This is a genomic window from Niveispirillum sp., from assembly GCF_052437035.1.
GTDB lineage: Bacteria > Pseudomonadota > Alphaproteobacteria > Azospirillales > Azospirillaceae > Niveispirillum.
On the sequence record NZ_JBQVOH010000010.1, the window covers coordinates 81,442 to 96,589 of the forward strand.

Annotated in this window: 12 protein-coding genes; 11 read left to right on the forward strand and 1 reads right to left on the reverse strand. The window is 63.6% G+C overall.

The window, feature by feature from the left end:
• Positions 1-18 precede the first annotated feature (18 nt).
• A complete protein-coding gene (locus ACT6Q8_RS20905; protein WP_054170070.1) occupies positions 19-1,248 on the forward strand; it encodes an MFS transporter in 1,230 nt (409 codons plus the stop codon).
• Between the two features lie 121 nt (positions 1,249-1,369).
• Here ACT6Q8_RS20905 and ACT6Q8_RS20910 read toward each other — a convergent pair whose 3' ends face one another.
• On the reverse strand, positions 1,370-2,197 hold the full coding sequence (locus ACT6Q8_RS20910; RefSeq protein WP_444734318.1) for a GntR family transcriptional regulator: 828 nt from the start codon (positions 2,195-2,197) through the stop codon (positions 1,370-1,372).
• 172 nt (positions 2,198-2,369) lie between these two features.
• Here ACT6Q8_RS20910 and ACT6Q8_RS20915 point away from each other — a divergent pair, with 172 nt between their 5' ends.
• The 10 genes from ACT6Q8_RS20915 to ACT6Q8_RS20960 all read left to right on the forward strand — a co-directional run bounded on the left by ACT6Q8_RS20915 (position 2,370) and on the right by ACT6Q8_RS20960 (position 15,120).
• A complete protein-coding gene (locus ACT6Q8_RS20915) occupies positions 2,370-3,149 on the forward strand; it encodes a cupin domain-containing protein (protein WP_444734319.1) in 780 nt (259 codons plus the stop codon).
• Positions 3,150-3,256: 107 nt separating this feature from the next.
• Positions 3,257-5,425: a TonB-dependent receptor gene (locus ACT6Q8_RS20920; RefSeq protein ID WP_444734320.1), complete on the forward strand. Its 2,169-nt coding sequence runs from the start codon at positions 3,257-3,259 to the stop codon at positions 5,423-5,425.
• Positions 5,426-5,448: 23 nt separating this feature from the next.
• On the forward strand, positions 5,449-6,606 hold the full coding sequence (locus ACT6Q8_RS20925; RefSeq protein WP_082372649.1) for a serine hydrolase domain-containing protein: 1,158 nt from the start codon (positions 5,449-5,451) through the stop codon (positions 6,604-6,606).
• Between the two features lie 22 nt (positions 6,607-6,628).
• Positions 6,629-7,402: an SDR family NAD(P)-dependent oxidoreductase gene (locus tag ACT6Q8_RS20930; RefSeq protein ID WP_054170066.1), complete on the forward strand. Its 774-nt coding sequence runs from the start codon at positions 6,629-6,631 to the stop codon at positions 7,400-7,402.
• Between the two features lie 30 nt (positions 7,403-7,432).
• Positions 7,433-8,734, forward strand: coding sequence for an MFS transporter (locus tag ACT6Q8_RS20935; protein WP_444734321.1), 1,302 nt, complete (start codon positions 7,433-7,435; stop codon positions 8,732-8,734).
• Between the two features lie 85 nt (positions 8,735-8,819).
• A complete protein-coding gene (locus ACT6Q8_RS20940; RefSeq protein ID WP_054170064.1) occupies positions 8,820-9,755 on the forward strand; it encodes a 3-keto-5-aminohexanoate cleavage protein in 936 nt (311 codons plus the stop codon).
• A 15-nt stretch (positions 9,756-9,770) separates the two neighbouring features.
• Positions 9,771-11,843, forward strand: a complete 2,073-nt coding sequence (locus tag ACT6Q8_RS20945; RefSeq protein ID WP_444734322.1) for a hydantoinase/oxoprolinase family protein — start codon at positions 9,771-9,773, stop codon at positions 11,841-11,843.
• A 14-nt stretch (positions 11,844-11,857) separates the two neighbouring features.
• On the forward strand, positions 11,858-13,618 hold the full coding sequence (locus ACT6Q8_RS20950) for a hydantoinase B/oxoprolinase family protein (protein ID WP_444734323.1): 1,761 nt from the start codon (positions 11,858-11,860) through the stop codon (positions 13,616-13,618).
• Positions 13,615-14,373: an SDR family oxidoreductase gene (locus ACT6Q8_RS20955; protein ID WP_444734324.1), complete on the forward strand. Its 759-nt coding sequence runs from the start codon at positions 13,615-13,617 to the stop codon at positions 14,371-14,373. The genes ACT6Q8_RS20950 and ACT6Q8_RS20955 overlap by 4 nt, the downstream gene beginning before the upstream one ends.
• A 159-nt stretch (positions 14,374-14,532) precedes the next feature.
• Complete coding sequence (locus tag ACT6Q8_RS20960) at positions 14,533-15,120, forward strand: carboxymuconolactone decarboxylase family protein (RefSeq protein ID WP_082372648.1); 588 nt, start codon at positions 14,533-14,535, stop codon at positions 15,118-15,120.
• Positions 15,121-15,148: the final 28 nt, after the last annotated feature.

Here is a 15,148-nt window from a genome sequence, read left to right on the forward strand (position 1 = left end):
ACGACAAGGGTGAGAAACATGCAGACCGACCAGGAAATGCCCGCCGGTGCGCGGCGCGGCATCACCATCTTTCTCTGCTTTCTGGTGGCCGTGCTGGAAGGATTTGATCTGCAGGTCATTGGGGTGGCGGCCCCGCAATTGACCCGCGAACTGGGCCTGACGCCGCAGGAGATTGGCTGGGCCTTTGGTGCCAGCCTGATCGGCCTTGCCATTGGTGCCCTGGCCGGCGGTCGGCTGGCCGACAAGGTGGGGCGCAAGCCGGTGCTGGTCGGGTCCGTTGTCGCCTTCGGGGTTGCTACCCTGGCCTCCAGCTGGGCCTGGGACTATCACTCGCTGCTCGTGCTGCGGGTGCTGACCGGCCTGGGGTTGGGTGGCACCTTCCCGAACGTCATCGCCATCGCATCGGAAGTAACCGCACGGGCGCGGGTTACCATAACCGTGGCCTCCATCTCCTGCGGGCTGGCGGTTGGCGGGATCATCGTGTCGTTGATGGCCAAGCTGGCGCCCGGCGGTATGGATTGGCGCGGGCTGTTCCTTGTGGGGGGTGTGCTGCCGCTGCTGGTGGCCCCGGCCCTGTGGTATTTCCTGACAGAAACCAAACGGGCAGCTGTGCGCGGCCAGGGCACCCGCACCCCGATCGGTCAGGCCCTGTTCGGCGCGCAGCAGGCTGGGCCGACACTGATGCTGTGGATCGTGTTCGCCTTGACACTCCTGCAGCTGTCCCTGCTGCTGAACTGGCTGCCCACGCTGATCATCGCGAAGGGGTTTCCCCCGGCGCAGGCCTTTCTGACATCCCTGGTGCTGAATATCGGCAGCATCTTCGGCTCCGTCATCGCCGGCTTCCTGTGCGACCGGTATGGTGCGCGCACGCCGATGGCGGTGGGGTATCTGGCGATGGCGCTGGTCATGTACCTGCTGTCATTGGCCAGTGACATGAACATGCTGCTGGTGCTGGCCTTCTGGGCAGGCTTTCTGGTCCTGGGTGCGCAGTTCGCGCTCTATGGTCTGGCGCCGAAAGTATATCCCGATCAGACGCGCGGGACCGGGGTGGGGGCCGCTGTGGCCGCGGGCCGGGTTGGTGCCATTTCCGGTCCGCTGATCGCTGGTCAGATGATCGGAGCGGGTGCCACGGGTGATCAGGTGGTGCTGCTGATGGTGCCGTTGGCCCTTCTGGCCGGGGTGGCGCTGCTGGCGCTGGCCCATATGGCCGGTCCGCGCCTGCGTGCCGGGGGTGCCGGCGCACATTGAGAGTAAAGGGGATCTCCGTCATAGCTGTTTGAGACGGACCAAAGGCCAGAAATCGCATCTGCGGGATGCGGTTCCTGGCTTCTGGTCGTTGACGCGCGAAAGGACGGTCTGTTCGCTTGCGTCACCGCCGGCTTTGACCTGTCCGTTCCAGCAGATCGATGGACCATTCGACATGGCTGTCCATGACGGCGGCGGCGGTGCGGGCATCCCCGGCCAGCACGGCATCGGCCATGCGGTTGTAATTGGCGATATAGCCCGGGATATGCAGGCGCATGTCGATAGTGCCGGCCAGGAACCGGTTCCAATATTCCAGATTGAGCAGCCCCAGCAGGTAGTCCACGTAGGGCTTCTGCCCGATCTCATTCAGCAGATAATGGAAATCGTTCAGCACCAGATAGAATTTGTAGGAAGGTGGTGCATCGCGGGCCGCGCGGATACGGGCAATGGCCTCTTCCACGCGCTGCCGATTGTCGCCCTCACCGATGCGCCGTGCGGCCGCCGCGACCCCCACCTTGGCGATGGGACCCGTGACCTCATAAATCTGGATCAGGTCCGCCAGTGACAGTTCCCGCATGATGGCGCCCTTGTCGGGCAGCAGTTCGACCAGCCCCTGGCCCGCCAGAATATGCAATGCCTCCCGCACCGGGGCACGGCTCACCCCCAGGCGTTTGGCCAGCTCTGCCGCCTTGATCCGCTGTCCGGGCCGCAGGACACCCTCATCCAGGCTTTCCATCAGCGTTTCGTGCACACGCTGCACCAGCGTCGTTTTGGTGCTGCCGTCGGCCATCAGTTTTGGCGCACCGAAGGGCGATGGTGCCCCTGCAATGTCGGACGGAAACTCGTCAGCGTCCTCCTCCGTTTCCGACGGCGCGCGCGGCACATGGGGCGGCGCCTTCGTCTTCTCGCCTTTACGCACCCTGCCCGGCGCGTCGGTCGATGCCTTTGTCATTATCGCTTTATCCCCTGCGATCCATGCCCGCCTGCATGGCAGGCCATCCGGCAGCCCCTTTCGTCGCGTGATGCTACGACAACCGCCGGACCCTGCATAGCGGGCTGAAAGTCAGCATACCGTACCGTCCAGTAGTGTCGACAGATTTATCTGCCCCTCCTGATGCATTCATATGAATGATCTGACATCGGCGCATTATACACTGATATTGTTAGATAAAATTATAACTAAGCGCTTCGTTACAAAAATTATTCCCAAAACTCCAAGATTCCTTCTTGAAAGTGCCGACACTTTGTGGCGGATTAAAGGGGCGCTCACGACACAGCACGGGATGGCCGGGCGCATAGGCGGTTTACCTTCATTGGGGACTGACGCCATGGACAACCAAACAGCCGCCGATGATCTTGGCGGCCCCTGCGCTGACGGGCGCGTTGCCCGTTTTGAGCAATTGCTGGAGATTGAGCCGCAGCGGGGCCACGGTCTGCCGCAGCCTGTTGCGGATATGATCTGGTCGCGCCGTTTGCTCCCTGTGATCACACGGAACGATGATGCGCCCAGTCCCTTCGGCAATGTCGCGCCGATCCGTGGGGCAGGGGACATGTCCATTACCTATGCCGCGTGCCCGCCGGGCACGGGACCTTCACTGCACACCCACCGCCGTACATTCGAAACCTTCACGGTGCTGACGGGGCGGTTTGAATTCACCCTGGGCGACAATCGGGACAGCGCGGTAACGCTGAACCCGTTCGATGTCCTGTCCGTACCACCGGGCGTTGCCCGTGCTTTCCGCAATATCAGTGATAAGGAAGGGCTGCTGCAGGTGGTCATCACCGGCGGCCAGCATGACGTGAACGACATCGTCTTCCCGGCCCGCACGGCGAAGGAGATTGCCAGTCACGGCGAACAGTATCTGGCTTACTTCCAGTCGAAGGGCCTGTTCTTCGACATCTGATCCGGTCGAGGCAGGAGACTATACGGCACGGCAATCCATGATGATTGCCGAAAGCACCGTTACGCCTGCTGTTCTTTCATATAAGAATACAAATGGAGGACGGGGACATGATTATGTTGAGGCTTCGCACCCTGTTGTTGACCAGTGCCACCGGTCTGGCATTGCCCTCTCTCCCGACCCTTGTACAGGCGGCGGATGGTACGATGCTGGAGGAGGTCATCGTCACCGCGACTAAGATGGGCGACACAAGGTTGCAGGAAACGCCCATCGCCATCACCGCCTTCACGGCGGACGCGCTGGAGAAGACCGGGATCAAGGATGTCCGCGATCTGGCCGGATCGACCCCCAATCTGGTGGTCGCGCAGAATGGCGCCTTTGCCCAGCTTTATATCCGCGGCATTGGGTCGAACAACGTCTTCGCGGGTTCGGACCCCAGCACGACGGTCCATGTCGACGGCGTCTACATGGCCCGTCCCGCCGCCGTCTTCAACAACTTCCTGGATGTGGAGCGGATCGAGGTGCTGCGCGGGCCGCAGGGCACGCTCTATGGTCGCAACTCGGTTGGCGGCACCATCAACATCGTCTCCCGCCTGCCCGATAATAAGGTGAAGGCCAAGGCGCAGGCCACCATCGGCAATTACGATCTTTATCGCGGTGAGGCCTATGTCAGTGGTCCGCTGATCGAGGACAAGCTGTATGGCAGCGTGTCCCTGATGGGCAGCAAGCATGACGGCTATTTCAAGAATGTTGTCCCGTCCGGCAATGACCGGGCCAGCGAGGATACCTGGGGTACCCGTGCCATCCTGCGCGCCACGCCGAACGAGGCGCTGGAGATGGTGTTCCGGGCCGACTATCTGGCCGACCACGGCCATTTTGTCGGCAATCAGGCCCTGTTGCAGCCCTTCCGGCCCGTGGCCGGCGGCGCCGTTGACGTGGTGACCGAGGCGATCCGTGGCGACTGGCACAAGGTGGCGCTAGACAGCCCCAGCGACACCGACCGCAAGATCAAGGGCGTATCGGCGGAGATCACCTACAGTTTTTCCGACGCCGCCGTGCTGAAATCGCTGACAGCCTATCGCAAAAGCGACCTGAATTATGTCAACGACACTGACGCGACCGACCTGCACCGCCAGGAAACGCGGCAGCAGGAATATCAGGATCAGTTCTCGGAGGAGCTGAACCTGTCAGGCCGGGTTGAGCGGTTCAAATATGTGCTGGGTTTCTATTACTTCGATGAACATATCGACACGGATTCCACGGTCACCGCCTTCAACCTGAACCGCGTCACCAACCCCGCGCCTACCGTCGATACCAAGGCTTGGTCTGGATACGCACAGGGATCGTTCGATGTGACGGACCAGTTCACCCTGACCGCCGGCATCCGTTATACGGATGAAAAAAAGGATTTCGACCAGTATCTGAACATCTACACCCTGTCGACCGGGACGCCACTGGCCACATATCCGCGCCGCTATCTGAACAAGGGCCATTACACGGCCTGGACCCCGAAATTTGGAGCCGAATACAAGGTGACGGAAGATGTGATGCTGTACGCGTCGGCGACGCGCGGTTTCAAATCTGGCGGCTTCAACTTCTCCTCCGGCAACACGGCCCAGGGCTTCGCCCCGGAAACGCTTTGGAGCTATGAGGCGGGTTTCAAGACGGAGTTCGCGGACAAGCGCGTGCGCCTGAACGGGTCGGCCTTCACCTATGATTACAAGGATTTGCAGGTGCAGTCCTTCCTGGTTCCCGGCGTTACCGACATCACCAATGCCTCGGACGCCAAGGTGGATGGTCTGGAGCTGGAGCTGACGACACGGCCCGTCACTGGGCTGGATATCGGCGGCACGCTGACCTATCTGGACGCGCGCTATAAGAACTACCCGCAGGCGCCAATCCCCGGTACCAGCCCCGCCGTCACCATCGATGCATCGGGCAAGTTCCTGAACTCCTCCCCCAAATGGGCCTACACGCTGTATGGCCAGTACAGTTTCGATGTCGCCGGCGGCTCGGCCTTCTTGCGCGGTGAGTATGGCTGGAAGGACCGGCAATATTTCACCGTCATCAATGACGCGGTTCAGACCATGGGCAGCTATGACCTGCTGAATGCCAGCATTGGGTTCGCCCCGGATGGCGGCAACTGGCAGGTGGTGCTGTACGGCCGCAACCTGTCCGACACGCAATATCTGGTTTCCACGGGCCAGTTCACGGCAGTGCCGGCGGGTACGCCGGGCGACCCGCGCACCTATGGAATGCGCCTGACCTACACCTACTGACCGCCATCAAACAGGGTCTGGAAATGTCTTCTGCATCCCCGCTTCATATCGATGGCACCTGTGACCCGGATTTTTCCGGGTTGCGGGAGACCTTCATCGAGAATTTCCGCAGCCGGGGCGAAATCGGTGCCGCCGTCTGTGTCTATCGCGACGGGAAGAAGGTCGTGGACCTGTGGGGCGGGGTGGCGGATGTCGCCACCGGCGCCCTTTGGCAGCGCGACACGATCTGCTGCATGATGTCCGTGGGCAAGTCCATGGCGGCGCTGTGCCTGCTGATGCTGATCGACCAGGGCAAGGTCGATCTGGAAGCCCGCGTTACCGACTACTGGCCCGAATTCGGCCAGGCCGGCAAGGAAAAGACCACCGTTCGCATGCTGCTGTCGGCCCTTACCGGCGTTCTTTATGCTGATGCGGCACCCGATGGTTCCGCCTATGACTGGGATGTGATGTGCCGCGCGTTGGCGGCACAGAAGCCCGAATGGGAACCAGGCACCCAGGGCGCCTACCATTCCATGACCGCCGGCTATCTGCTGGGCGAAATGGTGCGGCGGGTGGATGGTCGCATGATCGATGTCTTCTTCCGGGAAGAGATCGCGCAGCCGCTGAACATCGACTACGGGTTTGGCGTCGCGGATGCGGACATGCACCGCGTATCCGACATCATGCCCAATCCCGGCAGCGTCACCTTCGTTCAGGCCAAGGACAAGACTACCAAGCTGGGCCGTGCCTGGCGCGTGCGTCCCAGTTCCGCCAACCCCTACAATGAACCCGCCTATCGCCGGGCCGTGTTCCCCTCCTCCAATGGTCACGGTAATGCCCGCGCCATCGCGCGGGTCTATTCGGCCCTGGCCAGTGGTGGAACGCTGGATGGTTTCCATCTGCTCTCCCCCGCCCTGGTGGAGGCAATGCGCACCGAAAGCTGGCGCGGCACCTGCGGTATGACTGACCGGCCCTTCCGCTATGGTCTGGGCCTGTTCTTGAATTTCCCGCCCATGCTGGGCTTTGGCGCCAATCCCCGTGCCTTCGGCCATCCGGGTGCCGGTGGTGCTGTCGGTATCGCCGATCCGGAAGCCGGTCTTTCCTTCAGCTACAGCCCGAACCTGATGTGTGCCGGTGCCGGCATGGGTGAGCGGTGCGAGGCGCTGGTACAGGCAGCCTTGGGCAAACAAGCCACCATCTGATCTGACCCCCAGGGAGGGGACAATGACCGATTTCAAAGGAAAAGTGGCCCTGGTGACCGGCGGCAGTTCCGGTATCGGCGCCACGGTAGCCCAGGCCCTGGGCGCCCAGGGCGCCTATGTCGCCATCGTGGCCAGCAGCAGCATCGCCAAGGCTGCACCCGTAGTGGACGCGGTGAACGCCGCTGGCGGCACCGCGCGTGCCTATGCCGCCGATGTCCGGGATGAAGCGGCGGTGGTCAGCCTTCTGGAGCGGGTGACCGCCGATTTCGGTGGCTTGGACATCCTAGTCAATGCCGCCGGCGTGTTCGAACCCAGCCCCGTTGGCGACACCGCGGCGGACAGCATGAACCGTATGGTCGATATCAACCTGAAGGGCACCTGGAACTGCCTGCAGGCAGCCGTTCCGCACCTGAAGGCGCGGGGGCGGGGCAAGGTGCTGAACTTTGCCTCCGTCGCCGGGACCATCGGGGTCAAGGGCTTCGCCGTCTATTGCGCGTCCAAGGCCGCCATCGTGATGATGACGCGGGTGGCTGGCGCCGAACTTGCACCCTTCGGCATCAATGTCAACGCCGTGGCACCGGGCAATACCGAAACCCCGATGAATGAGGCGATGCGCACCTCGCCGGAAATGGCAGAGGTCCTGGATGGCATGCGCCGCATGACGCCAAGTGGTGTCACCTTCTCCAAACCGGAAGAGATTGCCAGTGCGGTGCTCTACCTGTTGTCGGATGCCGCACGGCCCGTTTTTGGCACGACGCTGGTCATTGATGAAGGCATCTCTGCTGCTATTGGCTGAACATAGAACAGTGAAACAGGGGGATCGGGAATGACGGACAGCCTGCGCAAAGACAGCACCTACGCCTGGTACGTGGCCGTGCTGCTGTCTGTTGCCCACCTGATCTCCTTTGTCGACCGGTTCGTGATGAGCCTGGTTCTGGTACCCATCAAGACCGAACTGCTGCTTAGCGATACGCAGTTGGGCCTGCTCCATGGTACCGGCTTTGTCATCCTCTACACGGTTGCGGCCATCCCGTTGGGCTGGATGGCTGACCGGGCCAACCGCCGCAATATCATTGTCGCGGGCATCCTGGTCTGGAGCTTGGCGACGGCGGCCTGCGGTCTTGCCACCTCCTTCAACAGTCTGTTCCTGGCCCGCATCGCGGTCGGGTTCGGGGAAGCGGCACTGGTGCCGGCGGCGATGTCGCTGATCGCGGCCTATTTCACCCGGTCCAAACTGTCCCGTGCCGTCAGCACCTTCACCATGGGTGCCTCGCTTGGCAAATCGGTGGCGCTGATCGTGGGTGGGATGATCCTTGCTTGGTTGACGGCGCGCGGCGGGGCGATGTTGCCGGGTTGGGGGCACCTGTCGCCATGGCAGGGTCTGTTCATCGCCGCGGCGGCACCGGGGGTACTGGTGGCCCTGCTGCTGCTGACGGTGCGTGAACCGGCGCGGCCCGTCAGTGCGATGGCGAAGCCGGGCCTCAGGGAAGTGTTCGCCCATATCAGTCGGCACCGCGCCGCCTATCTGCTGCACACAGCAGCGGCCGCATCGGCGATCCTGCTGGTTCAGTCCTATGCCGCCTGGTCGCCCACCTTCTATATCCGCAATTTCGGTCTGGCACCGGCAGAGGCAGGGTATTTGGTGGGCATGGTGGTGCTGGTGGCGGGTCCCGTGGGGCATCTGACGGGCGGTTATCTGACCGACCGGTTGCAGGCCAAGGGCGTGACCGGTGCCCCCGGTCTGGTGATTGCAGGCATGCTGCTGCTGTCCCTGCCGCTGGCCGCCTTGTTCTGCACGACGCAGAGCGAGACCCTGTCGCTGTTCAGCTACGCCCTGCTGAACATCACCCTGACCGCCGCCGCCCCGCCGGGCCTGTCGGGCATCCAGCTGCTGACACCCGAACGGCTGCGTGGCGTCACCAGCGCCTGCTTCATGGCGGCGGTCACCTTCACCGCCATCGGCATGGGCCCCGCCAGCATCGGCATCTTCACCGACCGGGTGTTCGGGGATGACAAGGCGCTGGGGTCGTCCCTGCTGCTGGCCAGCTTCATCTTCGGTCTGGCCGGGGCGGTGTTCGCCTGGTTCAGCCGGGGGCCGGCGCGGGCGGCCACGACCGCCGACGCCTGATCCCATCATCCGTTCAAAGCCATGACAGACGGCGGCCCCCGGTCGCCGAAGGGGCGGACTTTGCCCCGATTTCAGGAGAAAAACCATGCGCAAGTCCGACAAGGTCATCATCACCTGTGCCATCACGGGATCGCTGCACACCCCGACCATGTCGCCCTACCTGCCGATCACCCCGCAGGAGATCATCGACCAGTCGGTGGAAGCGGCCGAGGCCGGTGCGGCCATCCTGCACCTGCATGCCCGCGACCCGATCGATGGCCGCCCGTCGCCCGATCCCGACCTGTTCATGCAGTTCCTGCCGCAGATCAAGCAGCGCTGCGACGCCGTCATCAACATCACCACGGGCGGCGCACCGGGGTTCAGCGAGGATGACCGGCTGGCGGCACCGTTGCGCGCCCTGCCGGAAATGACCTCCCTGAACATGGGGTCGATGAATTTCGGCGTGTTCGGCCTGGCCGACAAATATCCGGAATGGAAGCATCCCTGGGAAAAGCCGTTCCTGGAGGCCAGCAAGCGTTTCGCCGCCAACCATAATTTCGCGCTGATCGAACGTATCATCCGCGAACTGGGCGAAGGCCACGGCACCAAGTTCGAATATGAATGCTACGACCTGGGCCATCTCTACAATGTCGCGCATTTCGCCGACCGGGGCCTGATCAAGCCGCCCTTCCTGATCCAGGGGATTTTCGGCGTGCTGGGCGGCATCGGGCCGGATCTGGAAAACCTGACGGCCATGAAGCAGGCGGCGGACCGCCTGTTCGGCAACGATTATTACCTGTCGGCCTTCGGCATCGGCCGCATGCAGATGCGGTTCCTGACCATGTCGGCGATGCTGGGCGGCAATGTCCGCGTCGGCCTGGAAGACAGCCTGATGATCGGACGCGGCCAGTTGGCCAAGAGCAATGCCGAACAGGTGCGCAAGATCAGGACCATCCTGACCGAGCTGGGCATGGAGATCGCCACCCCGGACGAGGCCCGCGCCATGCTGGCGTTGAAGGGTCCGGACCGGGTTGCATTTTAAGGGTGGGGACAGATCATGCGCTTTGCAACCGATACCGGCGGCACCTTCACCGACCTTGTGGTGGAAGAGGATGATGGCCGGGTCAGCATGTACAAGGCATCCACCGTACCGGGCGATCCGGTACAGGGGGTGCTGGCGGCCCTGACCCTGGCGGCCACGGCCCGTGGGCTGGATCTGGCGACATTGCTGGACCGTGGCGACACCTTCATCCATGGCACGACCCACGCCATCAACGCCATCATCACCGGCCGCACGGCGCGCACGGCCCTGCTGGTGACGGAAGGGCACCGCGATATCCTGACCCTGCGCGAAGGCGGGCGTATCGAGCCGTTCAACCATTCGGTCCCCTACCCCAAGCCCTTCGTGCCGCGTGCCCTGACCTTCGAGGTGCCGGAGCGCCTGATCCATGACGGGTCGGTCCACCAGCCGCTGGACGAGACGGCGCTGGCCGCCATCATCGACCGCCTTCGGGCGGAAAAGGTGGAGGCGGTGGCCGTCTGCCTTCTGTGGTCCACCATCAATCCCGCGCATGAATTGCGGGTGGGCGCGGCCCTGGCGGCGGCATTGCCCGGCGTGCCGGTCAGCCTGTCGCATCAGGTGAACCCCAGCCTGCGGGAGTTCCGCCGCGCCTCGTCCACCGCCATCGACGCCGCCTTGAAGCCGCTGATGGGCCGCTATCTGGGCGGGCTGGAACTGCGGATGCGCGAGGCAGGGTTCAAGGGCAAGGTGATGGTGCTGACCAGCTCTGGCGGCATGATGCCGGCGGCAGAGGTTGCAGCCAACCCCATCCGCATCATCAATTCCGGCCCCTCCATGGCCCCCATCGCCGGCCAGCATTATGCCGACCTGGAAGGTAATGGCGACAGCGTCATCGTGGCGGACACGGGCGGCACTACCTACGACATCTCCCTGGTACGCGGCGGCCGGGTGCCGATGACCCGCGAACTGTGGATCGGGCAGCCGACACGCGGGCATCTGGTGGGATATCCGTCAGTGGAGGTGAAAAGCGTGGGGGCCGGCGGCGGTTCCATCGCGCGGGTCGATGCCGGCGGGCTGCTGCATGTTGGACCCGGAAGTGCCGGCGCCGTACCGGGTCCCGTCTGCTATGGAAGGGGCGGCACGCGACCCACAGTCACCGATGCGGCCCTGGTCCTGGGTTTCCTGGATCCGGAGTTCTTCCTGGGCGGCACCATGAAACTGGACCTGTCGGGTGCGCGCGCCGCCATCGACCGCGACGTTGCCACCCCGCTGGGTGTCAGTGTTGAGGAGGCGGCCTGGAGCATCATCCACCTGTCCACCGAGAACATGGTGCAGGCCATCGCCGACATTACGGTGGCCCAGGGCATCGATCCGGCCCAATCCGTGCTGATCGGCGGCGGCGGGGCAGCAGGTTTGAACTCCACCTTCATCGCGCGCCGCCTCGGCTGCGAACGCCTGATCATCCCGGAAACCGGTGCGGCGTTGAGTGCGGCGGGTGCCATGATGTCGGAAGTGACGGGCGAATTCGCGGCCAGCCTGTTCACCAGCACGGCACGCTTCGACTATGCCAGGGTGAATGCAGCCCTTGCCGATCTGACGGCGCAATGTGTTGCCTTCGCCCACCGCGCCGGCGACCCCTTACGTTCAGCCAAACCCGTCATCGTGGCGGAAGCGCGCTACGAGAATCAGGTCTGGGACATCGACGTCACCCTGCCACTGCACCGGTTCGCAGGTGAGGAGGATGTGGAGCATTTCCGCCGCACCTTCGATGCCGCCCACCGCCAGATATTCACCATCGACGATCCATCCTCGGCGGTGGAGATCGTGGGGCTGCGCGCCACCATCCGCTGTCAGGTCCGGCCCTTTGCAGAATTCCGGCTGAGCGGAAATCAGGCATTGGCCCAGGAGCGCCGGCGCTCCGCCTGGTTCAAACAGACGGGGTGGGCCGATAGCGCTATCCACCGGCTGGAGGCCATGGAAACCGACCGGGTGCTATCCGGCCCCTGCATCATCGAAAGCGCATTCACCACCATCGTTGTCGATCCCGGCGCCACGGTGCAGCGGTCGGCGTCGGGCAGCATCCTGATCCATCCGAACGGCCAGGCGTGAAGGGGTACACAAGCATGAGCGACATGAAGCTGAACGGCGCCGACCTTGCCATCCTGAACAGCCGGTTCGAGGGCGTGGTGCGCAAGATGGCCAACACGCTGTTACGCACGGGCCGGTCGGGTGTGCTGAACCGGGCGCGGGATTTTTCCTGCTGCATCGTCACCGATACGGGCGACCTTCTGGCGGCGGCGGAAAGCCTGCCCATCCACGTGCTGGCAGGTCCCGATATGATGGCCCGCACCATGAAACAGTTCCACCCGGTGCTGAAGCGCGGCGACGCCTTCCTGCATAACTCGCCCTATCATGGCTGTTCGCATCCGGCGGACCTGACCCTTCTGGTCCCCGTCATCGATGATGAGGGTACCCACCGCTTCACGGTGCTGGCCAAGGCGCATCAGGCCGATATCGGCAATTCCGAACCCACCACCTATATGGGCAATGCCCGCGACCTTTATCATGAAGGCGCGCTGATCTTCCCGGCGGTGCAGGTGCAGCGGGATTACCAGGATATCGGCGACATCATCCGCATGTGCGAGATGCGTATCCGCGTGCCCGAACAATGGCGCGGCGATTATCTGGCCATGGTCGGCGCCGTGCGGATCGGGGAGAAGGAACTGCTCGCCATGGGGCGGGAGGTGGGCTGGGACCGGCTGGAAACCTTCTCCGGCCAGTGGTTCGACTATTCCGAAGCCGCCATGGTGGAGGCGCTGGCCAACCTGCCCGATGGCCATGCCCAGGCCAGCAGCACCCATGACGCCTTTCCCGGCATGCCGGAAACCGGCGTTACCATCAATGCCAAGGTGTTGGTCGACAGTGCGGCCCGACGCATCCGCGTCGATCTGACCGACAATCCGGACAGCCTGCCTTGTGGCATGAATCTCAGCGAGGCCTGCGCCCGCACCGCCGCCATGATCGGCGTGTTCAATTCGCTGGACCACCGCGTGCCCAAGAATGCCGGGGCCTTCCGGCGCATCGACGTGGTGCTGCGCCGGGGCTGCATCGCCGGCATCACTGAACATCCCTATAGCTGTTCCACGGCCACCACCAACATCGCCGACCGCGTGGCCAATGCGGTGCAAGTGGCCATCGCCGACCTGGGCGATGGGTTCGGCATGGCAGAGGTCGGGGCCGTGATCGCCCCGTCAGCGGGTGTTATCTCCGGCATCGACGCCCGCACCGGGAAGCCCTTCGTCAATCAGATATTCCTGGCCTTCTCCGGCGGTGCGGCCAGCCCGCAGGCCGATGCCTGGTGGACCACGGCCCATGTTGGCAATGCGGGCATGTGCTGTATCGACGGGGTCGAGCTGGATGAGCTGTATCAGCCGCTGCTGGTCAAACGGCGCGGGTTCCTGACAGATAGCGAGGGACCGGGCCGTTTCACGGGCGCACCCTCCACCATCGTGGAGTTCGGGCCGCTGGTGGGCGCGTTTGACATCGGCTACGGCTCCGACGGGCATGTGAATGCCCCGCTGGGCGTACGCGGCGGCGGCGCCGGTGGTCGGGCTGATCAGTGGCTGGACCGGATTGACGGGGGGCGGGAGGCACTGCCTGCCTGCGCCCTGGTCAATGTCCGGGCCGGTGACATGATCACCGCCGTGTCCGCCGGTGGCGGCGGTTATGGTGATCCCCTGTCCCGCGCGCCTGAAAGCGTGGCCGATGCCGTGCGCGAGGGTTACCTGTCGCCAGAACGTGCCCACGACATCTATCGCGTTGCACTGGATGCCACCGGCAATCCCGATCTTTACGCCACGCAGGCATTGAGGGCCGCATCATGAAACAGCGTGTCATCGTCACCGCCGGTGCCGCCGGCATCGGTATGGCCATTGTCGAACGCTTCCTGTCCGCTGGGGCCGATGTTGCCATTTGCGATGCCGACCAGGGCCGTGTGGACAAGGTTTCCGATACCCATCCCGGTCTGATCGCTACGGCCTTGGACGTGTCGGATGCCGATGCCGTGGACCGGTTTGTCCGTCAGGTCTGTGACCGTTGGGGCGGGGTCGACACCCTGGTCAACAATGCCGGTATCGCCGGTCAGATCGGCCCGATGGCTGATATCTGCGACCAGGGCTGGCGCACCTGTTTTGAGGTCAATGTGCATGGTGCCTTCTTCATGATGCGGGCCGTGACCCCGCTGATGAAGGTGCAGGGTGGCGGTTCCATCATCAATATCTCCACCGGTTCCGTCACCACGCTGCCCGTCAACCGGTCCCCCTATATCGCGTCGAAATGGGCGTTGGAGGGGTTGACGCGGGCGGCGGCACGGGAACTGGGGCCGGACAATATCCGGGTCAACGCCATCCGGCCCGGCTTTGTCGACAGTGAGCGCATGCGCGGCATCATGGCCGGCATCGCCGCCGGTCGTGGCATTGATGCCGCGACCGTTGAGGCAGAGTTCCTGCGCTACATCTCCCTGCGTGCCAAGATCCAGCCGGAGGAGATCGGGGATATGGCGATCTTCCTGTCCTCCGATGCCGCGAAGCATGTCACAGGGCAGTTGATCGCCGTTGACGGCAATGTCGAATGGGAATGAACCCGTGATTGATGAGGGGACCTCGTCAATCACGGGTACGGCGGCGACTGCCGCCGCGCGCCACGTGGCGCGTAGCCAAGCCAGCGAATGCTGGCGCCGGCGATTGAAGCCGGTGATCGGTCACGATCACTGGAAGATGGTATCAGAGAGGAAACGGCCATGGCGCGCATCCCCCCGTTGACCGCTGCCGAAATGGCGGCCCGCAACATCGACCTGTCCTTCATCGGCGGCGATTTCCACGAACTGCCCAACAGCGTGCCCACGCTGGCCTGGCGGCCCGACATCCTACGGGCCAGCGGCGGCCTCTGGGCCTCCATCATGATGTCTGGCACGGTCGATCCCGGCCTGAAATGGATGACGGGCTATATGGTCAGCATGGCTGCGGGCTGCCGCTATTGCTCGGCCCATACCGGTACCGCGACCGCCGGCAATGGCGTGCCGGCAGACAAGCTGGCCGCGATCTGGGATTTCGAACATAGCCCCCTGTTCAGCGCGGCGGAGCGGTCGGCCCTGCGTGTCGCGGTCGGGGCGGGGCAGGTGCCGAACGCCGTCAGCGACGCGGACTTTGCCGATATGGCCCTGCATTTCAGCCGGGAACAGCAGGTGGAGATCGTGGCCGTCATCGCGCTCTATGGATTTTTCAATCGCTGGAACGATACGGTTGCCACGATGTTGGAGGAAACACCTCGGCAATTTGCAGAAAACCACCTCTCCCCCCATGGCTGGACGCTTGGCAAGCATGGGTAGGGGGTGATGGCTGTGCTCAGCAAAGGAA